The following is a 21378-nucleotide window of genomic DNA, read 5'->3' as shown; positions in this document are numbered from 1 at the left end:
GGCACCACACGGCACCTCAACCGAGGACCCCGGCACGGCGGCGCACGGCGCCCCGGCCGCGGGCGCCGGTGCCCAGCAGGGGACCCGGCGGCGCGGGATCGGCGCCTGGGCGCGCCGGCTGGCCGGCGGGCGCGCGGAGCGGCCGGCCGGGCCGGAGGCGTACGGGTCCCCGGCCGCCCGGGCCGGTGCCATCCCGGCGACCGGGGTCCGGCGGCAGCCCGAGACCTGGCCGGACCCGGCCGCGCTGCTGCTGACCGCGCTGGGTCCCGGCCCCCGGCTGTGGGAGCGCGGGGCGGGGCACCCCGAGGCGCTGGCCGTGCGGCTCGGCACCGCCGACCGGAGCGCTCCGGACGGATCCGGCCTGCTGCCCGCGGTACCGGTGACCGCCGCGCTGCGCGAGGCGGGCGCGCTGGGCCTGGCCGGTCCGCGCCCCCGGCTGGCCGGGCTGGCCCGCGCGGTGCTGGCCCAGCTCGCCGCGCTGCACTCCCCGGACCTGCTGGAGATCGTGCTGATCAGCGCGGACCACGCGCGGCCGGTGGCGGAGCGCGCGGCCGAGTGGGGCTGGCTGGGCTGGCTGCCGCACGTCCGGCCGGGCCACGGCCAGGACTGCCGCCTGCTGCTGGCCTACGACCGCGAACAGGCGGCGGCCCGCACCGGGGAACTGCTGCGCCGGCTGGACGATCAGGCGGCGACCGGCCGGAGCACGGCCCACCCCGGCCAGGGCCGCACCGCACCGTCCGGGCCAACCACGCCGTCCGGGCCGCCCGGGCCAACCACGCCGTCCGGGCCGCCCGGGCCGATCACGCCGTCCGGGCCGCCCGCGCCGGACACCTCCTCCTTCCTCACCGGTCCGCCGGTGCCGGGCACCGGTGACACCGGCCCGCACGGCCACGGCCGGCCGCCGGCGGGTGCCGGGGCCCCGGCCGGCCACCCCGGGACCCCGGGCCGGCCCGCGGGCGCCGAGGGCCACGATCGGGACGGCCTCGTGTGGCGCGGTGACCGCGGCGACGCCGCCGTGCATGCCGGCCCGGCCGTGTCCACCGCGTCCGCCCTGTCCCCTGCGGCCGCCGCCCGCCGCCCCTCCTGGGCCAAGGAAGACACCGGCCCGGCCGGCGGTTTCGCGGGGCCGTACACCGTCGTCGTCGTGGACGGGGACCCGGGCGGCGGCGCGCTGCGGGACGCCCTCGCGCGGCTGGCCGTGGCCGGGCCGCGGGCCGGGATCCACGTGGTGTGCCTGGCCGAGACCGAGCCGGCCTCGCCCGTGTCCCCGGTGACGCGGACGTACGAGGCCGCGTGCGCGGTGACGCCGACGTTCCGGCACTGCGGCGCGGTGGCGCTGCTCAGCGGGGACGTGGCCGCCGGCCTCCAGCTGCTGCGGGTCGCGCCGAGCGGTCCCGTCGGCCCCGGCACGCCCGCCGTCGTGGACGCCGTCTCCGCCGCCTGGGCCGAGCGCTTCGCGCGGGCGCTGGCGCCGCTGCGGCCGGACGGCCCGCCGGCCGGTGAGCGGCACGCGCGCGTGGCCGTGCCCTTGCCGCAGTCGGCTCGGCTGCTGGACGAGCTCGGGCTGGCCCGGGCCACCCCGGCGTCGCTGATGGCGCGCTGGGCGGACGCGGCCGACGACACGGAGTCGCCGGGCGGGCGGGCGCGGGCGGTGCTGGGCGCCGGCCCGCGCGGACCGGTCGCCGTGGACCTGGTGGCCGACGGGCCGCATCTGCTGGTCGAGGGACCGGCCGGCAGCGGCCGCACCGAGCTGCTGCGGGCGGCGGTCGCCTCGCTGGCCGCCGCGGAGCGGCCGGACCGGCTGGCCGTGGTGCTGCTCGACGGCCGGGACGGCGGCGGCTCGGGCGCCGGGCACGCGGACGGCCTGCGCGTCTGCACCGAGATACCGCACGTGACCACGTACCTCATCGCCAACGACCCGGTGCGCATGCGGGAGTTCGCACAGTCGCTGGCGGCCGAGCTGAAGCGCCGGGCGGAACTGCTCGGCCGGACGGACTTCGCCCGGTGGCACGCCGGTCACGAGGTGTCCGGCCGGATGGTCGCCCAGCGCACGTCCAGCCACGCCCCCGGCCCCGCCGCGGGTGCACCGTCGACCGGGGACATCGAGGTGCCGCCCAGCTCCACCCTGCGCCTGCGGCCGGGCGGGGCGGCCCGCAGGCGCGCCGGTGCGGCGCCGCCGCTGCCCCGGCTGGTGGTCGTCGTCGACGACCTGGACGCGCTGGTCTCCCCCGCGCTCGGCGCACCGGGCCGGCCCGCCGCCGGATCGGTCGTCCGCGCGCTGGAGGCCGTGGCCCGGGAGGGCGAGCGGCTCGGGGTGCACCTGCTGGCGGCGACCGGGACCGACGGCCGTACGGCGGAGTCGGAGCCGGCGCGCCGGGCCACCGTGCGGGTGACGCTGGACGCCCCGCAGCCGGGACCGGACCAGCCGGCGCCCGGCCGGGGCAGGCTGGCCGGTCCGGACGGCCGGACGCTCGGCTTGCAGGGCGGCCGGGTGACGGGCCGCATCCCGCGGACCGCGACCCAGCGGCCCACCGTGGTCCCGCTGGACTGGCAGCGCATGGGCGACCCGCCGGCCCGCCGGCCGGTGCGGGAGCTGGGCAACGGCCCGACCGACCTGGCCCTGCTGGCGAGCGCGCTGGAGCGGGCGGCCCGGGAGGTCGCGGCGGCCGAGGTGCCGTCGCTGCTCTGACGCTCGGACGCTCTGACGCTCTGACCGGGCCGCCGCCGCGCCGGGCGGGGCCTTCCCTGCTCCGCCGCCCGGACCGGGCTGCCCGTCGCCGGGCGGAGCCGTCCCTCCTCCAGGTGAACCTGCCGGCCCGCCGGTGCCTCCGCCACCCCTCGGCCGCCGGAAACCGGCACGCATACACCCCTGGTCACGAGCCGGTCACGATGAGCCGGTCGACCCCGCAGGCGCTCTTGCCCGCCCTGAGCGGCCCGGCGTACACCGGACCGCACGGGACAGAGTTCTGACGTTCAACAGCGTTCAACGAAGAACGACGAACGGGGAAGTGATGCGCAGCAAGAGCAGCACGTTCCGGACACACAGGGCCGTCACCACACTCGCCGCACTGCTCACGGGAGCCCTCGCGCTCTCCGCCTGCTCCGGCAGTGACGACGACAAGAAGGACGACGGGGAGAAGAGCGGCGCACCGACCGGCACCACCCTCACGCTGCCCGATCTGAAGGGCGCCCGCCTGGAGGTGGCCGCCGTCTGGACCGGCGCCGAGCAGGCCAACTTCAAGAAGGTGCTCGCCGAGTTCGAGAAACGCACCGGCGCGAGCGTCACCTTCGTACCCGCGCAGGACCCGATCATCAACTTCCTCGGTTCCAAGATCGCGGGCGGTCAGCCGCCGGACGTGGCGCTGCTGCCGCAGCCCGGTGCGATCAAGCAGGCCGTGCGGAAGGGCTGGGCCAAGCCGGTCGGACCCGAGGGGCAGGAGCAGCTGGCGAAGAACTACACGCAGGGCTGGCAGGACATCGGCAAGGTCGACGGCAAGCAGTACGGCGTCTACTACAAGGCCGCCAACAAGTCGCTGATCTGGTACAACGCCGAGGTTTTCGCGAACGCGGGGGCCAAGGAGCCCAAGACCTGGCAGGACCTGATGACCGCCTCGCGGGCGGTGTACGACTCGGGGGTCACGCCGTTCTCGGTGGCCGGCGCGGACGGCTGGCCGCTGACCGACTGGTTCGAGAACGTGTACCTGTCCCAGGCGGGCCCGGAGAAGTACGACCGGCTCGCCCGGCACGAGATCAAGTGGACCGATCCGTCGGTGAAGCAGGCGCTGACCACGCTCGCCCAGCTCTGGGGCAGGAAGGACTACCTGGCGGGCGGTCAGGACGGCGCGCTGCAGACCGAGTTCCCGCAGTCGGTCACCCAGACCTTCACCGGCGGCGACCAGCCGAAGTCCGCCATGGTCTACGAGGGCGACTTCGTACAGGTCAACATCGGCGAGACCGAGGCGAAGGTGGGCACGGACGCGAAGGTGTTCCCGTTCCCGGCGGTCGGCTCGGCCGCGCCGGTGGTCTCCGGCGGTGACGCGGCGGTGATCCTGAAGGACTCCGAGGCGGCCCAGGCCCTGGTGACCTTCCTGGCCTCGCCGGACGCGGCGACGATCCAGGCGAAGCTCGGCGGGTACCTCTCGCCGAACAAGAACGTGCCGGTGTCGGCGTACCCGAACGAGGTCCAGCAGAAGATCGCCAAGGCGCTGATCGCGTCCGGCGACGACTTCCGCTTCGACATGTCCGACCAGGCCCCGCAGGCGTTCGGCGGCACGCCCGGCAAGGGTGAGTGGAAAGACCTCCAGGACTTCCTGAAGAACCCGAAGGACGTCGCGGGCGCCCAGGCGAAGCTGGAGAAGGACGCGGCGGCGGCGTACGGGAACGGGGGCTGATCCGGCCATGGCGCCGGCAGCGGCGGCCGGGGCCCCACCGGGCCCCGCCGCGCCCCGCAGTCGCAAGAGCGTGACCGGCACCCGGAGGGCCGTGGCAGCCCTGTTCCTGCTGCCCGCGCTGGTGCTGCTCGGCGCGCTCGTGGTCTACCCGATCGGGTACTCGATCGTCCGCAGCTTCTTCGACGCCTCCGGCGACGGCTTCGCCGGGTTCGACAACTACGAGACCCTCTTCACCGACGACGGCATCCGGACCGCGTTGAAGAACAACGTCGTCTGGGTGGTGTTCGCGCCCACCGTCTCCACCGCCCTCGGCCTGGTCTTCGCCGTGCTGACCGAACGGGTGCGCTGGGGAACGGCGTTCAAGCTGGTCGTCTTCATGCCGATGGCGATCTCGATGCTGGCCGCCGGGATCATCTTCCGGCTGGTGTACGACCAGGACCCGGACAAGGGGGTCGCGAACGCGGTGTGGGTGGGGGTGCACGACACGTTCACGCAGTCGTCGGCGTTCCCGAAGGCCCACCCGGGCCGTGAGTCGCCGCTCGTGGCCGAGGGCGGGGGCTTCATCACCCGGACCACCGTGCGTGCCGGGCAGCCGGTCGCCCTGCCGCTCGTCGGCGTGGCCCCGGACCGGCTTCCGGACGGGGTGGCGAAGGCCGCCGCCGCGAAGGCGGAGCCGGGGAAGGTCACCGGTACCACCTGGCAGGACTTCACCCGGGGCAAGGGCGTCGGCAGGCTCGGCGCACCGGACGCCTCCGAGGTGGGCTATGCCGGGATGCGGATCGAGGCGGTGAAGGACGGCCGGGTGGTCGCGTCGGCGAAGGCGTCCGGTGACGGCACCTTCACCCTGCCCGCGGCGGCCGACGGGGCCCGGCTCCGGCTGCCCGCGAGCAATTTCCGGGAGCCGTACAACGGGGTCGAGTGGCTGGGCCCGGCGCTGGTCACCCCGGCGATCATCGGGGCGTACGTGTGGATGTGGGCGGGCTTCGCGATGGTGCTGATCGCGGCCGGGCTCGCGGGCGTGCCCCGGGAGCTGCTGGAGGCGGCGCGGGTGGACGGCGCCACCGAGTGGCAGGTGTTCCGCAAGGTCACCGTGCCGCTGCTGGCCCCGGTGCTCGCGGTGGTCGTCGTCACGCTGATGATCAACGTGCTGAAGGTGTTCGACCTGGTCTTCATCATCGCGCCGGGTTCCTCGCAGGACGACGCGAACGTGCTGGCGCTGGAGCTGTACCGCAAGGGCTTCGCGGAGGGCCGGCCGGGCGTCGCGAGCGCGATCTCGGTGTTCCTGCTGCTCCTGGTGATCCCGGTGATGCTGTTCAACATCCGCAGGCTGAGGCGGGAGGTGCGGCGATGACGGCGGCGGCCGGAAGCATCGGGAAGGTCTCCTCCGCCGACACGGCGGTGAAGGCCAGGCAGTCGCTCGGCTCCAGGATCGTGGGGAAGCTGAGCGGCGGGCTGGTCCGGGCGGTCCTGCTCGTCGTGGGCCTGTTCTGGCTGGTGCCGACCATCGGTCTGCTCGTCTCCTCGCTGCGCTCGCCGCAGGACATGAGCGCGAGCGGCTGGTGGACGGTGTTCAGCGAGCCGTCCCAGCTCACCGTGGACAGCTACCGAAAACTGCTGGAGAACGGCGACATCACCGACTCCCTGGTGAACACCGTGCTGATCACGGTCCCGGCGACCGTCCTGGTCGTGGTGATCGGCGCACTGGCCGGGTACGCGTTCGCGTGGATGGAGTTCCCCGGCCGGGACTGGTGGTTCCTCGGCGTGGTGAGCCTGCTCGTGGTGCCCGTGCAGGTGGCGCTGATCCCGATTGCCGAACTCTTCGGCAACATCGGCCTGTTCGGCACGATCCTCGGGGTGATCCTGTTCCACACGGGCTTCGGTCTGCCGTTCGCGGTGTTCCTGTTGCGGAACTTCTTCGCGGAGATCCCGCGCGAGCTGCTGGAGGCGGCCCGGCTGGACGGAGCCGGGGAACTCCGGCTGTTCGCCCGGGTGGTGATGCCGCTCGGCGGGCCGGCGATCGCGAGCCTCGGCATCTTCCAGTTCCTGTGGGTGTGGAACGACATGCTGGTCGCGCTGGTGTTCACCAAGTCGGGCACCCAGCCGGTCACGGTCGCCCTCCAGACGCAGGTACGGCAGTTCGGCAACAACATCGACGTCCTGGCGCCCGGTGCGTTCATCTCCATGGTGATCCCGCTGGCGGTGTTCTTCGCGTTCCAGCGGCAGTTCGTCTCCGGAGTCATGGCCGGCGCCGTCAAATAGCCACGAACCGGGACGAGTTCATAGGGGCGGGCCTTCCGGGGCCCGCCCCGCGGCGTTCACCCGGTGTCCCCCGAATGCCGTACGGGCCGTAACCAAGTCACTCCATCGGCCGTTCCCGGGCAGAACGCCCGCGCCGACCGACCCATGGATGTCCCTTGCCCAGGTTCAGTGTCATTGTCCCCGCGTACAAGGTCCAGGCGTACCTGTCCGAGTGCCTGGACTCGGTGCTCTCCCAGTCGTACCCGGACCTGGAACTGATCGCCGTGGACGACCGCTCGCCGGACGCCTGCGGCGCGATCATCGACGAGTACGCGGCCCGGGACGCGCGCGTAAAGGCCGTGCACCTGGCCGAGAACCAGGGTCTCGGCCGCGCCCGGAACGCCGGCCTGGCCGAGGCGACCGGCGACTACCTGCTCTTCCTCGACAGCGACGACACGCTCACCCCCGACGCGCTGCGGGCCGTCGCCGACCGGCTGAAGGAGACCGGCGAACCGGACGTTCTGGTCTTCGACTACGCGCGCACCTACTGGGACGGCCGCGAGGTGCGCAACCAGCTCGCCGCCCAGCTCACCGAGCAGGGCCCGGCGCCGTTCCGGCTGGAGGACCGGCCGGGGCTGCTGCGGGTGCTCATGGTGGCCTGGAACAAGGCGTACCGGCGGGAGTTCGTCCAGGAGCACGGGTTCACCTTCCCGCCGGGCTACTACGAGGACACCCCCTGGACCTTCCCGGTGCTGCTGACGGCGCGGTCGATCGCCACCCTGGACCGGGTGTGCGTGCACTACCGGCAGCGCCGGCAGGGCAGCATCCTGGGCACCACCAGCACCCGGCACTTCGACCTGTTCGAGCAGTACGAGCGGGTGTTCGCCTACATCGAGCAGCGGCCCGGACTCGCCCGCTGGCGCGGTGAGCTGTTCCGGCGGATGATCGACCACTACGCCGTGGTGTTCACCCGGCGGGGCCGGCTGCCGCGCGGCAGCCACGGCGCGTTCCTGCGCCGGGCCCGCGCGCACTACCGCCGCTACCGCGTGCCCGGGGGGCGTCTGCGGCTGCGGCACGCGCTGGTCCGCTTCGGTCTGCACCGCACGTTCCGCGCGCTCCGGCTGGCCGCGGCGGTCCGCCGGCGGGTGGCGAAGTCGGCGGTGAAGCCGGCCCGCGCGGTGCGCTCGGGCCTGCTGCGGCTGCACTACCTCGTCCAGCTGCGGCTGCCGCTGCGGTCCGACCGGGCGGTGTTCGCCTCCCAGGAGGGGTACGGCGACCCGGCCGCGCTGGAGGAGGCGTTCCGGGCGCACGCCCCGCGGCTGAGCACGGCGTGGGTCGCCCGGCCGGGGCAGGAGCACGCGGTGCCGCCGGGTCCGCGCCGGCTGACGCCCGGGACGGCCGGCTACTTCACGGCGCTGGCCCGCTCCCGGTACCTGGTCAGCGACGCCGGTTTCGAGGGCCGGCTGCGCAAGCGGCCCGGGCAGGTCTTCGTGCAGACGCAGCAGGGCACCCCGCTCGGGCACGCGGGCCTCGACCTCCAGGAGCGCCCGGCGGCCGCCCGCGGCCTGGACTTCGCACAGCTGCTGCGGGACGTGGACCAGTGGGACTACGTGCTGTCCGGCAGCCGGCACGCCACGCTGGTCTGGGAGCGGGTCCACCCGGGCCGCTACACCACGCTGGAGTACGGCCTGCCCCGCAACGACGTCTTCCAGCGGGCGACCCCGGCGGACGTGGCGCGGCTGCGCGCGGGGCTGGGCGTGCCGGAGGGCGCCGTCGCCATCCTGTACGCGCCCGCGCACCGCGACCACCGGCGCACCCAGCGCCCGCTGCTCGACCTGGAGCGGATCCTGCGCCGTCTGGGCCCGCGCTTCGTGGTCCTGGCCCGCACCCCCGCGCCCGCCCAGGGCACCCGGATCATCGACGTCTCCGGTCACCCGGACCTGTCCGCGCTGTGTCTCGCCTCGGACGCGCTGCTCACGGACTACGCGCCGGTGATGTTCGACTACGCGGGCCTGGACCGGCCGATCGTGGTGCACACCGAGGACTGGGCGGCGTTCGAGGCGGCCCGCGGCGCCTACTTCGACCTGCGGGCCTTCCCGCCGGGCGCGGTGGCGCGCAGCGAGGACGAGCTGATCGACATCTTCGCCAGCGGGCACTGGCGCGGCTCGCGCTCGGCGCAGCTGCGGGCTGCGTTCCGGGAGCGGTTCTGCCCGTGGGACGACGGGCGCGCCGCCGAGCGGGTGGTGCGGCGGGTGGTGCTGGGCGAGACGGAGCTGCCGCCGGTGGTGCCGCTCGCGGACCGCGCACCGGTGCCGTCGGCCTGCGTGCGCTCCCCGCTGGTCACCGTGCCGCAACCTTCCGGCCCCTTCCCCGTCACCGAGAGCCGCTGAACACCGTTGGTCATACCGGGAGTTCCCATGCCCCTCGGCTCGACGCGGCCCACTCCGAGCCGGCCGTCCACCTGGCGTCCGGCGGGACGGCCCGGCCGCGTCCGCAAGACGACAGAAAGAACAGAATGCCCCGCTTCAGCATCATCGTCCCGTCCCACGGGGTCGCCGGCCGGCTGTCCCAGGCCCTGGACTCGGTCCTCGGCCAGTCCTTCGGCGACCTCCAGCTGATCCCCGTCTGCGACGCCCCGGACACCCCGGCCGAGGAGGGTCCCCCCTGCCCGCGCGCGGCCGAGGGCGCGGAGGAGGTCGCCGCCGGGTACGCCGGGCGGGACTCCCGGGTGACCCCCGTCCACTCACCGCCGTCCGCCGGGCTGAGCGGGGCGCGCAACGCCGGGATGCGGGCGGCGACCGGCGCGTACGTGCTGTTCCTGGACGGCGACGACCTGCTGCTGCCGGGCGCGCTGGCGGCGCTGGACGCCCGGCTGGCCGAGACCGGCGACGTGGACGTGCTGTACACCGAGCACGAGCGCGCCCCCTGGTGGGAGGGCGAGCCGACGAACCCGGCCGCGCCGCTGCTCACCGGGGCCCCGGAGGGTGCCTTCGCCCCGGCCGCGCTGCCCCGGCTGACCGGTGTCCAGCTGCCGGCGTGGAGCGCGGTCTACCGCCGCGCCTTCCTCACCGAGCACCGCCTGCTGTTCCCGGAGGGCCACTTCACCGACCTCGGGTGGGGCGGGCTGGTCACCCTCGCCGCCGAGCGGACGGCGGTGCTGCGCCGGACCGTCGTACGGCACCGGCTGCGCCGCCAGGGCAGCCGGCTCAATCTGCCCGGGCCGCACCAGCACGCCCTGCTGGACCAGGCGGAGCGGGTGCTGGCGCGGGCGGCGGAACTCGGCCTGCCCGTCGAGCGGACCGGGCCGCTGTTCGACCAGGTGTTCGCCGTGGTGCTGAAGACGGCCTCCCGGCCCGAGCGGCTGCTCTCCGGGCACCGGGCGTTCTTCCGCCGGGCGGCCCGCCTCTACCGGCGGCACCGGCCGGCCGGCCACCAACTGCCCGGCGGCAGCGTGGGCGTGCAGCACCGGCTGCTGGCGGCGGGCGCGTACACCGCCTTCCGGTGCCTGCGCGGGGCCAACCAGGCCGCGGGCGGCGCCGCCGGCCGGCTGCCCCGCCCGCGCATGCTGCGCACCCGGCTGCGCTACGCCCGCGACCTGCGCCGCCCGCTCGACCCGAACCTCGCCGTGTACTGCGCCTACTGGGGGCGCGGCTACACCTGCAACCCGGCCGCGATCCACGCCAAGGCCCGCGAACTGGCCCCGCACATCCGCTCGGTGTTCCTGGTGGAACCCGGCCGGGAGCACACCATGCCGAAGGACGTCGAGTACGCGGTGATCGGCTCCCACCGCTACTGGGAGGTGCTGGCCCGCGCCACCTACCTGGTGAACAACGCCAACTTCGCCGAGGGCGTCGTCAAACGGCCCGGCAGCGTGCACCTCCAGACGCAGCACGGCACGCCGCTGAAGAAGATGGGCGTGGACCAGTCGACGTACCCGGTGGTGGCCGCCCAGTCCGGCAGCTTCACCAAGCTGCTCGGCCGGGTCGACCGCTGGGACTTCAACCTCTCCGCCAACCGGCACTCCACACAGATGTGGGAGCGCGCCTTCCCCGGCTCCTACGAGCAGCTGGAGTACGGCTATCCGCGCAACGACGTCTACTACACGGCGACCGCCGACGACGTGGCCCGGATCCGGCGCGACCTGGGCGTCCCGGAGGGCAGCACGGCCGTGCTGTACGCGCCGACCCACCGCGACCACCACACCGGCTTCGAGTCCGGCCTGGACCTGGAGGCGTTCTGCGAGGCGGCCGGGGAGGACGTCGTCGTCCTGCTGCGCGCGCACTACTTCTACGACCGGGGCGGCTCCCGGGGTTCGGACCGGATCATCGACGTGACCGCGCACCGCTCCTCGGAGGACGTGTGCCTGGCCGCGGACGCGCTGGTCACCGACTACTCGTCGATCATGTTCGACTACGCCAACCTGGACCGGCCGATCGTCGTGTACGCCGACGACTGGGAGGTCTACCAGGAGACCCGGGGCGTCTACTTCGACCTGCCGGCCGAGCCGCCCGGGGTGGTCGCCCGGACCCCCGGGGAGCTGGCCGCCGTCTTCCGCGACGGCTCCTACGCGGGCCCGGAGGCCGGCGCGCTGCGGGCCGCGTTCCGCACGCGGTTCTGCCAGTTCGACGACGGGCGGGCCGCCGAGCGGGTGGTGCGGCGGGTGCTGCTCGGTGAGCCGCCGGAGGCGGTGCCGCCCGTGATCCCGCTCGCGGAGCGCATCCCCGCCCCCGCCGCCGCGACCCTCGTGAGGAGCTGACCCGCCGTGCCCCGCTTCAGTCTGATCGTGCCCTGTTTCAAGGTGCAGGCCTTCCTGCGCGAGTGCCTGGACTCCGTGCTCGGGCAGTCCTTCGGCGACTTCGAGCTGATCGCGGTGGACGACTGCTCCCCGGACGGCTGCGGCGCGATCCTCGACGAGTACGCCGCGCGCGACCCGCGCGTGAAGGTGCTGCACCTGCCGGAGAACGTGGGCCTCGGCCGGGCCCGCAACGCGGGCATGCCGGAGGCCACCGGGGACTACCTGTTCTTCCTGGACAGCGACGACACGCTCACCCCGGGGGCGCTGCGGGCCATCGCCGACCGGCTCGCGGAGTCCGCCGACCCGGACGTCCTCGTCTTCGACTACGCGCGCACCTACTGGTGGGGCGGGACCCGGCGCAACGTGCTCGCCCACGTCCTGGCGGAGGCCGGCGCCGGCACCTTCACGGTGGCCGAGCGGCCGGAGATCCTGGACCTGCTGATGGTGGTCTGGAACAAGGTCTACCGGCGGGAGTTCGTCGCGGAGCACGCCTTCGCGTTCCCGCCCGGCTACTACGAGGACACCCCCTGGACCTTCCCGGTGCTGCTCAGCGCCCGAAGGATCGCCACCCTGGACCGCATCTGCCTGAACTACCGGCAGCGCCGGCAGGGCAACATCCTGTCCACCACCAGCCGCAAGCACTTCGACATCCACGACCAGTACGAGCGGGTCTTCGCCTTCCTGGCCGAGCGGCCCGAGCTGGCGCAGTGGCTGCCGTACCTGCACCGCAAGATGGGCGAGCACTGCCTCGACATCCTCGCCAAGCCGGACCGGCTGCCGCCGGCCGACAAGGCCGAGTTCTTCCGGCGTACGGCGGAGATGTTCCGCCGGCACCGGCCGGAGGGCGCCACGGTGGACGGTGAGGTCGCCGTGCTGGAAGGCTCCTGGGCCGGCTACCTGCTCAGGCGGCAGGCGGGACGGGCCGGGCGGGAGGCGGCACGGCGGGCGGCGCAGGCGCGCCGGGGCGCGGCCGGGCGGGCCCGCACGGGCTGGGCGGCCCTGCACCGGCACCGCCCGCTGGACGAGGACCTGGTGGTGTACTCGGCGTCCTCGCACCGCGGCCTGCTCGGCGACCCCGCGGCCGTGTACGCCGCCGCCCGCGAGATCGCCCCGCGGCTGCGCGGGGTGTGGGTGGTGCGGGACGCGGAGACGGCGGCGCACCTGCCGTCCGGTGTGGAGCACGTGGTCGTCGGCTCGCGGCGCTACCTGGAGGTCACCGCGCGCGCGAAGTTCTTCGTCAACGACGTCAACTGGCCCGGTGCCCTGGCCAAGCGCCCGGGCAGCGTGCACATCCACACCCACCAGGGCACCCCGCTGAAGTACCTGGGCGCGGACCTGCTCGACAAGCCGGGCGCCCGGCTCGGCTTCGACGTGCCGCAGATGCTGCGCCGGGCCGACCGCTGGGACTACAGCCTGGTCGCGAGCCGCCATTCCGAGCTGGTCTTCGAGCGGGCCTACCCCTGCCACTTCACCTCGGTGCGCACCGGCAGCCCGCGCAACGACGTGCTGGTGAACGGCGGCCCCGGTGACTTCCGGGAGCGGCACGGCATCCCGGCGGACCACACGGTCGTGCTGTACGCGCCGACCCGCCGGGACTACCGGCGCGGCGGGCACGTGGACCGGATCGACCTGGCCCGGTTCGCGGCCGACCTGGGCGAGGGGCACACCCTCGTGGTGCGGCTGCACCCGTCGCTGGCGTCCGGCCCCGCCCGGGGCATGGGCCTCGCGGAACTGGCCCGGCGCGGGATCGTGGTGGACGCGACCGAGGAGCCGCGGGTGGCGGACGTGCTGCTCGCGGCGGACGCGCTGGTCACCGACTACTCGTCCGTCATGGTCGACTACGCCGTCCTGGACCGCCCGGTCGTGGTGCACGCCGACGACTGGCCCGCCTTCTCGGCGAGCCGGGGCGCCTACGTCGACCTCACCGCCGAGCCGCCGGGCCATGTCTCGCGCTCCTACCGGGAGCTGGTCCGGCTGTTCTCCTCGGGCGCGTGGCGGGACGAGGAGTCGGCGCGGCTGCGCGCGGACTTCCGGGACCGGTTCTGCACCTACGAGGACGGGCGGGCCGCCGAGCGGGTCGTGCGGACGCTGCTGCTGGGCGATCCGATGCCGGGCGAGAATCCGGTGCGGATCCCGGGCCAGGCGGTGGCCACGGACGCGCTGACGTCGGCGTAGCCACGGCCCGGGGGGCCGGCCCCGTCCGGGACCGGCCCCCCGGGGAGCACGCGACGGTTCACTCGATGACGAGGTCGACGTCGATGTTGCCGCGGGTGGCGTTGGAGTACGGGCAGACCTGGTGCGCGGTCTCGACGAGCTTGCGGCCGGTCGCCTCGTCGACGGTGTCGGGCAGCTCGATCCGCAGGGTCACCTTCAGGCCGAAGCCCTCGCCCTGCTTGCCTATGCCGACCTCGGCGGTCACCGCGGCGTCGCTGACATCGACCTTCGCCTGGCGTCCGACGAGCCCGAGCGCGCTGCCGAAGCAGGCGGCGTACCCGGCGGCGAACAGCTGTTCCGGGTTGGTGCCCTGGCCGTTGCCGCCCAGCTCCACCGGCATGGCGAGGGCGAGGTCGATCGCGCCGTCGGCGGAGACGGCACGGCCCTCGCGGCCGTGCGTGGCGGTGGCGACAGCGGTGTAGAGCGCGTCCATGAAGACCATCCCTGTGTGGAGTCGGGTGTTCCGGCGGCCCCTGTCCTGACCGCCGTACGACGATCAGTAGAGCACACAATTTAGTTGTGCACAACTAAATGGACCGCGAGAGCTATCCTGGTGCCATGACCGTCCCGCCCGCCTCCCCCGACGCCGACTGGCTCCGCCTGGACCGCCAGATCTGCTTCTCGCTGCACGCCGCGTCCCGCGCCTTCAACGGCGTCTACCGCGTCATCCTCAAGGACCTCGGACTCACCTATCCCCAGTACCTCGTGATGCTGGTGCTGTGGGAGCGGGACGACCTGCCGGTCAAGAAGCTCGGCGAGCAGCTGCGGCTCGACTCGGGCACGCTGTCCCCGCTGGTCAAGCGACTGGAGGGGGCGGGTCTTGTACGGCGCGAGCGCAGCGCGCAGGACGAGCGGTCGGTGAGCGTCCGGCTCACCGGGGAGGGCGCTGCGCTGCGCGAGCGGGCCCTGGAGGTGCCCCGCCGGATCATGTCGGCGACCGGCTTCGACCTGGGGGAGATCGTCGACCTGCGCGCCCGGCTCGACCAGCTCACCGCCGCCCTGGACGCGGCGGCGCGGCAGGAGGCCCGGTCCGCCCGCTGACCGGGCGGACGTACAGCCGTACCGTCACGCCGCGCCGCACGGCTTCCTCCCGCCGGGTGAACTGCTGCCACAGGACGGTCACCTTGGCCCGCTCGACGGGACCGCGCGGGGCCGAGCGTCCGCCGAGCACCCTCCGGTCCGCGACGACCCACACCCGGTCCAGCCGCGCCAGCCTGCGCCGCAGTTCGGCGGCATCGGCCTCCCGGCCGTACAGCGTCCCGGACTCGGCCGCCCCCTCCACCAGCGCCACGTCCCGCACGCCCCGGAACGCCCCGGGGTAGGTGAGCGCCGCGTTCCGCAGCACGGCCGGGACGAACACCACGCTCTCCCCGGGCGCCAGCCGCCGCGCGGCGGCCCGGGAGACGGCGCCGAGATCGTCCGCCCGCCGCCCGGGATCCCGGTCCGCCCGCAGGACGGGGAACTGGTGGAGGGCGGAGAGGCAGACCAGGAGGACGCCGGCCAGGGCGGCGCGGGGCGACGACGGCAGGGGGCGCCCGGTCAGGACCGCCTCGCCGGGCCGGCGGCCCTCCGGCAGGGCACCGGGGGCACCCCCGCCCGAGCGGAGCCGGGCGAGGAGGGCGGGCAGCCGGTGGGCGGCGGTCCGCAGCCGCGCGGCCGCCCCGGCCACCCGTTCGGCCCCCGCGGCGACCAGCAGGGGTGCTCCGGACAGGGCGTACAGCACGTACCGGTCGACGTACAGCGGTGACGCCTGCGACGCCAGCATCAGCACCACCGGCGGCACCACCGCCACCGGCAGCGCGACCCCCGCGCAGGTGAGCTCCCCCCGTCGGCCCACCAGTCCCGCCAGACCGGCCACCGCCAGCGCGAGACACACCCAGAAGACCTCCTGCGTCGGCCCGAGGAACGCCCGCAGCAACCTTTCAGCGGTTTCCGCCGTGGGCGTGCGCAACCACGCCACCTGCGCCGACTGCCCCCGCGAGACCCACACCATGGGCAGCAGCGCGAGGCCGGCCGCCGCCGCCGCACACCCCCAGCCCCGCCACACCCGCGCCCCGGCCCGGGCCAGCGCCAGCGACACCGCGTGGGCCAGGAGCAGCAGCACCGCGAACTCGTGCAGCCAGCAGGTGAGGCCGAGGAGCGCGCCGTAGGGCCACCAGGAACCGCCGCGGACGGCGCGCACGAAGAGGAGGGTCGCGCCGGTGGCGCCGGCCGCGACGAGGGCGTAGGAACGGCCCTCCTGGGCGTAGTGGCCGGCCATCGGGCTGAGGGCGTAGAGCAGGCCGGCCCACAGGCCGGCCCGGGGCCGCAGCAGCCGGGTGCCGAGCGCGGCCACCAGGCCCGCCGTGAGGGCCGCCGCGCCCACCGAGGGCAGCCGGAGGGCGACCTCCCCGGGGTGCACGGCGAGGACGGCGTGCAGCAGCAGGTAGTACAGGCCGTGCACCGCGTCCACCTCGTGCAGCAGGTGCCAGATCTGCGGCACCGTACGGCGCGCGACCTGGTGGCTGACGGCCTCGTCGCGCCACATGCCGCCCCGGTCGAGTCCCCAGAGCCCGACCGCCGTCATCACCAGCGTGGGCACGCCCACGGCGACGGCCCGGCGGATTACCGGTGCCCGGTGCGGGACCCGGCCCAGTGCACCGGCCGGCACGGCAGTGGTCGCTCCAGCCGCCCGACGCGACTGCGGTTTCGCGGAAAGCCCGACGTTCACCCTGGCCCGATCTCTTGCGATTAGCCAATCTTTGCGGTCATTGACGGCGTATCAGCATGAATACACCATGCGCTCCGCTTAGGCTCCCATGTGATGAACCGTCTCCGTGTCACCCCCGGCCCGGTCCTCGCACTCACCGCCATCTGGCTCACCACCCGCGCCCTGATGCTGTGGCTGCTCGCCCACAACAGCGCCCGGCTGCTGGGCGGCGGTTCGGTGTCCCGGGAGGTCTGGCGGCTGTACGTCCACTGGTACGGCGTCCTCGCGCACGGCTCCTTCCCGGTGCACGACACGCTGTGGCAGTACCCGCCGGGCGCGGGCGCGGTGCTGCTGGCGCCGGGCCTGCTGCCGGGCCTGACGTACTTTCAGGCGTTCGTGGCGCTCACCCTGGCCGCGGACGCGCTGACCGCGGCGGCGCTGCTGCGCGCGGGCACCCGGCCCGGGCGCAGCCAGCTCGGCGCGGCCGTGTGGACCGGCGGCCTGCCGCTGCTGCTGCACCTGCCGCTCGCCCGGTACGACCTCCAGGTCACCGCCCTGGCCGTGCTGTCCCTGCTGGCCGTGGCGCGCTCCCCGCGCGCGGGCGGGGTGTTCGGCGCGCTGGGCGCGCTGGTGAAGGTGTGGCCGGCGCTGGTGCTGCTCGGCGTCCCCCGGGGGCGGCCGGCGCGCACGGCGTGGGCCTGGGCGGCGGCGGCCTCGGCCGCGTGCCTCGTCCCGCTCGCGCTCCTCCTCGACCACCCGCTGTCCTTCCTGCGCGAGCAGGGCGGCCGGGGGGTACAGATCGAGTCGCTCGGCGGCACGGCGCTCAACCTGGCCCGGCACGCCGGATGGCCGGGCCGGTCCCGCTACCGGTACGGCGCGATCGAACTCGTCGGCCCGCACGTGCAGGCGGTCGCCACCGCCTCCCTCGCGCTCACCGCGCTCTGCCTCGGGCTGCTGGTGCTGTGGCGGGTGCGGGCGCGGCACTGGAGCGAGGCCACGCCGTACGACGCGGCGCTGAGCGCGGTGCTGCTGTTCACGGTCACCAGCCGGGTCATCAGTCCGCAGTACATGATCTGGCTGATCGGCCTCGCCGCCGTGTGCCTGACCTCGCGCCGCACCAGCCAGCGGCCGGTGGCGGTGCTGATCCTGGCGGCGGCCGCCGTGAGCACCGTGGCGTACCCGATGTACTACCAGGAGGTGGTGCACGGCACCTGGGCCGGCTGCCTGCTGATGCTGGTCCGCAACGGGCTGCTGACGGCCGCCGCCGTGCTGTCCTTCGCACGGCTGTGGCGGGCCGCGCGGCCCGCGTCCGGAAAGGCCGGGCCGCCGATGGAACCCCGGCCCGGTCCCCACCGTCTTCCGGAGCGAGCACTAAGTGTCTCTTAACGGGGTATTACCTACTATTTCTCCGCTCCCGGCCCGTGGACCCCATGCATCCAGAACCGCGAGACCCGAACCCGGCCCCGGCCCCGGCGCCGGCGCCGGCGCCCCAGGTCACCGTCGTCGTCATCGGCTACAACGACCGCTCCCACGTGGGCGACGCCGTGCGCTCGGCGCTGGCCCAGGGGCCCGCCGTGGCCGAGGTGATCGCCGTCGACGACTGCTCCACCGACGGCAGTGACCGGCTGCTCGCCCGGCTGGCCGAGGGCGAGCCGCGGCTGCGGGTGGTGCGCCGCGGGGTGAACAGCGGCGGCTGCGGCAGCCCGCGCAACACCGGGATCGACGCGGCCAGGGCGCCGTACGTGATGTTCCTGGACAGCGACGACGTGCTGCCGCCGGGTGCGGTGGAGGCGCTGCTGGCCGCGGTCACCGAGGCGCGGGCCGAGGTCGCGAGCGGCCTGTGCGTGCGCCGGGAGCTGCCTTCGGGGCGCGAACAGCCCTGGCAGGCGCCCCTCTACGCGGCACGGGCCGTGCTGCCCCGCCCCTCCCGGCGCCCGCGGCTGGTCCACGACACGCTGTGCGTCAACAAGCTGTACCGCACCGACTTCCTGCGCGAGCACGGCATCCGCTTCCCCGAGGGCCGCTTCCTCTACGAGGACTTCGTCTTCACCGCGCGGGTCCTGGCCGCGGGCCCGCGCGTCGCGCTCGTCCCGGACCGGGTGTACGTGTGGCAGGTACGCCGGTCGGCCGACCGGCTGTCGCTCTCGCTGGACCGGGAGCACATCGGCAACTGGACGGCGCGTGTCGAGGCGTGCGCGCTGGCGTACGACATCCTGCTGAGCGCTGGGCAGAAGCAGCTGGCGCGGGCGGCACGCGCCAAGTTCCTCGACCACGAGCTGCGCATGTACGCGCGCGAGCTGGGACTGCGCGACGCACGGTACCGGCGCGCGTGGTGGGCGCGCACCCGGGAGTACCTGGGGCGCTACGACGCGGCCGACTGGGAGCTGAACCCCGCCGCCCCCGGCCGGCTGCTGGCCCGGGTGGTGCTGGCCTCCCCCGAGCCGCGCGACCTGCCCCGCCTGCGCGAGCTCGCCGCCCGCCCGGCGCGCCTGCTCCCGCCGTACGCCCGCACCCCCGAGGGCGACCCGGTCTGGTCCGCGGACCTGCCCCAGGTCTCCCTGGCCCCGCTGCTGGCCGGACCCGTCCCCGCGCTCCCCCTCGCGGTGGACGCGGAGCTGCGCCCCCGCGCCCGCGTGTCACCGCTGCGCCTGCGGCTGCACGAGCTGTACGGCAGGGTCGCCGAGGCGGGCCCGCGCGAGGTGGACGTGGTGTGGCAGGCGCGGGACGACGAGCGCACGCGCGGCCGTGCGACGGTGGCGCTCACGCGCCGCGGCGCGGACACCTGGTCGGCCGAGGTGCCGGTCGACCTGGCCGGGCTGGGCGCGGGCACCTGGGACCTGCGGCTGACCGTGCGGTTCGCCGACGGCGGGCAGCGGGAGGTCACGGCACACGCCCTGGCGGGCGCCGGCCGGCTGCGCCGGCGCGCCGTCCCGAGCGCCGTGCACGGCGTGCTCCTGGCGCAGCCGTACGCCACGCACTCCGGCGCACTCGCGCTGCGCGTGGCCACCGGCGTGCGCGGGGTGCTGGCGGTGGCCCGCGGCCGGCTCGGCCGCCTGCTTCACTGAGACACGGGACGCGGGACACGGAACGGGCACGCGGGACACAGGGCACAGGACGCAGGACGCAGGACGCAGGACGCAGAACGCAGACGCAGGACGCAGGACGCAGGACGCAGGCGACGGACGCAGGACGCAGGCGACGGACACGGCACCGGGGCACGGGCCAACCGACGAGCTACGAGGGGACGGCCGCACATGACCTGGCTGATCACCGGCGGCGCCGGATACATCGGGGCGCACGTCGTCCGGGCGATGACGGAGGCCGGTGAACGCACGGTCGTCTACGACGACCTGTCCACCGGGGCCGCGGAGCGGGTGCCGGCCGAGGTCCCGCTGGTGCGCGGCTCGGTCCTGGACGCGGAGCTGGTGGCCCGCACCCTCGCCGGGTACGGGATCACCGGGGTCGTCCATCTGGCGGCGAAGAAGCAGGTGGGCGAATCGGTGGAGCACCCGCTGCTCTACTACCGGCACAACGTGGAGGGGTTGCGCGTCCTGCTGGAGGCGGTGGTCGCGACGGGGGTCCCGTCGTTCCTGTTCTCCTCCTCGGCGGCGGTCTACGGCATGCCCGACGTCGACCTGGTGACGGAGGAGACCCCGTGCCGCCCGCTCTCCCCCTACGGCGAGACCAAGCTGGCCGGCGAGTGGCTGGTGCGCGCCACGGGCCGGGCCGCGGGACTCGCCACCGCCTCGCTGCGCTACTTCAACGTCGCGGGCGCGGCCGCCCCCGAACTCGCCGACACCGGTGTGTCCAACCTGATCCCGATGGTCTTCGAACGGCTCACCGAGGGCGCGCCGCCGCGCATCTTCGGCGACGGCTACCCCACCCCGGACGGCACCTGCGTCCGCGACTACATCCACGTGGTGGACCTGGCCGAGGCCCATGTGACCGTCGCCCGCGCGCTGCGCTCCTCGCCCGGTACCGACCTGACCTTCAACATCGGCCGCGGCGAGGGCGTCTCCGTCCGCGAGATGATCGACCGCATCAACGCGGTCACCGGCTACGACCGCCCGCCGACGGTCACCCCGCACCGTCCCGGCGACCCCGCCCGGGTCGTCGCCTCCGCCGCCCGGATCGCCACCGAACTGGGCTGGGAGGCCAAGTACGACGTGCAGGACATGATCACCTCGGCGTGGGAGGGGTGGGTCCGCAGGCATCCGGAGGCGGCGCGGTCGTAGCGGACCCCGCCCTCACAACGCCTTCAGCGCCGCCGCCGTGGCCCGGGCCAGCTGCTCCAGGTAGCCCTTGGGCGGCTTCGGCGAGCGGATCACCACCGAGCGCCAGTACAACGGGCCGGAGACGAGGTCCAGCGCCAGGTCGGAGTCGACGCCCGCGCGGAGTTCACCCCGTCGCTCCGCCGCCGCCACGATCCCGCTGACCACACCCTCCTGACCGTCCCGCAGTGCCTTCTGGAACGCCTCCGCGAGGTCGGGATTGCGGGCCGCCTCGGCCTGGAGGTCGGGGATGATCTGGGACGCGACCGGATGGCGCAGGGCCCGGGACGTGACCTCGTACAGGAGCCGCAGGTCGCCCTCCAGGGAGCCCGTGTCGGGCACCGGGAAGCCGGTCACCGCCATCGCGGAGACGACGTCCAGGACCAGGTGGAGCTTCGAGCGCCAGCGCCGGTACACCGCCGTCTTGCCGACGCCGGCGCGGCGGGCGATCCCCTCGATCGACACGCGGGCGTAGCCGACGGACGCCAGCTCCTCGAAGACGGCCGCCCGGATGGCCTCGGTCACGTCCTCGCGGAGCACGGCCGCCCCGGCCGGTGCCCGGCGGCGCGGACGCGCCGGCGGCTCGTCGGCGGACCCGGCGGCGTTCGTCGTCATGCCTCCCAGCATAGGGCGTCACGACGAAACGGTTGCGTTCCGACGTCCGTTGGCCCTACGCTCGCGTTGCGACGATACGGTCCCGTCCCGACGTAAGAAAACGGGAAGAGAAGCGTGTGGAAACGCCGGACGACGACCGCGGACGCGGCGGCCCGGACGGGAGCC

General features: G+C 74.8%; 14 protein-coding genes. 11 read left to right on the top strand and 3 right to left on the bottom strand.

Annotation, left to right across the window (positions count from 1 at the left end):
- The 7 genes from ABZ576_RS15220 to ABZ576_RS15190 all read left to right on the top strand — a co-directional run.
- Window positions 1-2689, top strand: a 2689-nt coding sequence (locus ABZ576_RS15220; protein ID WP_360740172.1) for an FtsK/SpoIIIE domain-containing protein, incomplete at its 5' end; no start/stop codon positions are given.
- Between the two features lie 322 nt (window positions 2690-3011).
- Window positions 3012-4391: an ABC transporter substrate-binding protein gene (locus ABZ576_RS15215; protein ID WP_360740169.1), complete on the top strand. Its 1380-nt coding sequence runs from the start codon at window positions 3012-3014 to the stop codon at window positions 4389-4391.
- A gap of 70 nt (window positions 4392-4461) precedes the next feature.
- Window positions 4462-5742: a sugar ABC transporter permease gene (locus ABZ576_RS15210; protein ID WP_360740167.1), complete on the top strand. Its 1281-nt coding sequence runs from the start codon at window positions 4462-4464 to the stop codon at window positions 5740-5742.
- On the top strand, window positions 5739-6650 hold the full coding sequence (locus tag ABZ576_RS15205) for a carbohydrate ABC transporter permease (protein WP_360740165.1): 912 nt from the start codon (window positions 5739-5741) through the stop codon (window positions 6648-6650). The genes ABZ576_RS15210 and ABZ576_RS15205 overlap by 4 nt, the downstream gene beginning before the upstream one ends.
- Before the next feature lie 155 nt (window positions 6651-6805).
- Window positions 6806-9019 carry a CDP-glycerol glycerophosphotransferase family protein gene (locus ABZ576_RS15200; RefSeq protein WP_360740163.1) on the top strand — a complete coding sequence of 738 codons (2214 nt, stop codon included), beginning with the start codon at window positions 6806-6808 and terminating at the stop codon, window positions 9017-9019.
- Between the two features lie 125 nt (window positions 9020-9144).
- Complete coding sequence (locus tag ABZ576_RS15195; protein WP_360740160.1) at window positions 9145-11385, top strand: CDP-glycerol glycerophosphotransferase family protein; 2241 nt, start codon at window positions 9145-9147, stop codon at window positions 11383-11385.
- Between the two features lie 6 nt (window positions 11386-11391).
- Window positions 11392-13599 carry a CDP-glycerol glycerophosphotransferase family protein gene (locus ABZ576_RS15190; protein ID WP_360740158.1) on the top strand — a complete coding sequence of 736 codons (2208 nt, stop codon included), beginning with the start codon at window positions 11392-11394 and terminating at the stop codon, window positions 13597-13599.
- A 58-nt stretch (window positions 13600-13657) separates the two neighbouring features.
- Here ABZ576_RS15190 and ABZ576_RS15185 read toward each other — a convergent pair whose 3' ends face one another.
- Window positions 13658-14071 (bottom strand): organic hydroperoxide resistance protein, encoded by a 414-nt coding sequence (locus tag ABZ576_RS15185; protein ID WP_360740156.1) that lies wholly within the window; start codon window positions 14069-14071, stop codon window positions 13658-13660.
- A gap of 98 nt (window positions 14072-14169) precedes the next feature.
- On the opposite strand from ABZ576_RS15185, the gene ABZ576_RS15180 reads away from it, so the two are divergent.
- Window positions 14170-14679, top strand: a complete 510-nt coding sequence (locus ABZ576_RS15180) for a MarR family transcriptional regulator (protein ID WP_360740154.1) — start codon at window positions 14170-14172, stop codon at window positions 14677-14679.
- Here the strand turns inward: ABZ576_RS15180 and ABZ576_RS15175 are convergent.
- Window positions 14627-16219, bottom strand: a complete 1593-nt coding sequence (locus ABZ576_RS15175) for a glycosyltransferase family 39 protein (protein WP_360740151.1) — start codon at window positions 16217-16219, stop codon at window positions 14627-14629. The two genes, ABZ576_RS15180 and ABZ576_RS15175, sit on opposite strands and share 53 nt — an antisense overlap.
- A 222-nt stretch (window positions 16220-16441) precedes the next feature.
- Here ABZ576_RS15175 and ABZ576_RS15170 point away from each other — a divergent pair, with 222 nt between their 5' ends.
- From ABZ576_RS15170 to galE, 3 genes are all read left to right on the top strand, one after another.
- The gene (locus tag ABZ576_RS15170; RefSeq protein WP_360740148.1) at window positions 16442-17713 is read left to right on the top strand and encodes a glycosyltransferase 87 family protein; all 1272 of its coding nucleotides are present in this window, start codon (window positions 16442-16444) and stop codon (window positions 17711-17713) included.
- Window positions 17714-17757: 44 nt separating this feature from the next.
- Entirely contained in the window at window positions 17758-19392 is a 1635-nt protein-coding gene (locus ABZ576_RS15165; RefSeq protein WP_360740146.1) for a glycosyltransferase family 2 protein, read from the top strand.
- A 189-nt stretch (window positions 19393-19581) separates the two neighbouring features.
- Complete coding sequence (galE, locus tag ABZ576_RS15160; protein WP_360740144.1) at window positions 19582-20562, top strand: UDP-glucose 4-epimerase GalE; 981 nt, start codon at window positions 19582-19584, stop codon at window positions 20560-20562.
- 12 nt (window positions 20563-20574) lie between these two features.
- Here galE and ABZ576_RS15155 read toward each other — a convergent pair whose 3' ends face one another.
- Window positions 20575-21213, bottom strand: coding sequence for a TetR/AcrR family transcriptional regulator (locus ABZ576_RS15155; RefSeq protein WP_360740141.1), 639 nt, complete (start codon window positions 21211-21213; stop codon window positions 20575-20577).
- Window positions 21214-21378: the final 165 nt, after the last annotated feature.

This window comes from Streptomyces sp. NPDC013455 (assembly GCF_040632975.1).
Lineage (GTDB): Bacteria > Actinomycetota > Actinomycetes > Streptomycetales > Streptomycetaceae > Streptomyces.
This window is presented reverse-complemented; position numbering and strand designations above follow the sequence as displayed.

Excerpts from the sequence above, each read along its gene's own strand:
- ABZ576_RS15215 (WP_360740169.1), top strand. The coding sequence starts at position 3,012 with ATGCGCAGCAAGAGCAGCACGTTCCGGACACACAGGGCCGTCACCACA.
- ABZ576_RS15185 (WP_360740156.1), bottom strand. The coding sequence starts at position 14,071 with ATGGACGCGCTCTACACCGCTGTCGCCACCGCCACGCACGGCCGCGAG.
- ABZ576_RS15155 (WP_360740141.1), bottom strand. The coding sequence starts at position 21,213 with ATGACGACGAACGCCGCCGGGTCCGCCGACGAGCCGCCGGCGCGTCCG.
- ABZ576_RS15205 (WP_360740165.1), top strand. The coding sequence starts at position 5,739 with ATGACGGCGGCGGCCGGAAGCATCGGGAAGGTCTCCTCCGCCGACACG.
- ABZ576_RS15195 (WP_360740160.1), top strand. The coding sequence starts at position 9,145 with ATGCCCCGCTTCAGCATCATCGTCCCGTCCCACGGGGTCGCCGGCCGG.
- ABZ576_RS15165 (WP_360740146.1), top strand. The coding sequence starts at position 17,758 with ATGCATCCAGAACCGCGAGACCCGAACCCGGCCCCGGCCCCGGCGCCG.
- ABZ576_RS15170 (WP_360740148.1), top strand. The coding sequence starts at position 16,442 with ATGAACCGTCTCCGTGTCACCCCCGGCCCGGTCCTCGCACTCACCGCC.
- galE (WP_360740144.1), top strand. The coding sequence starts at position 19,582 with ATGACCTGGCTGATCACCGGCGGCGCCGGATACATCGGGGCGCACGTC.
- ABZ576_RS15180 (WP_360740154.1), top strand. The coding sequence starts at position 14,170 with ATGGACCGCGAGAGCTATCCTGGTGCCATGACCGTCCCGCCCGCCTCC.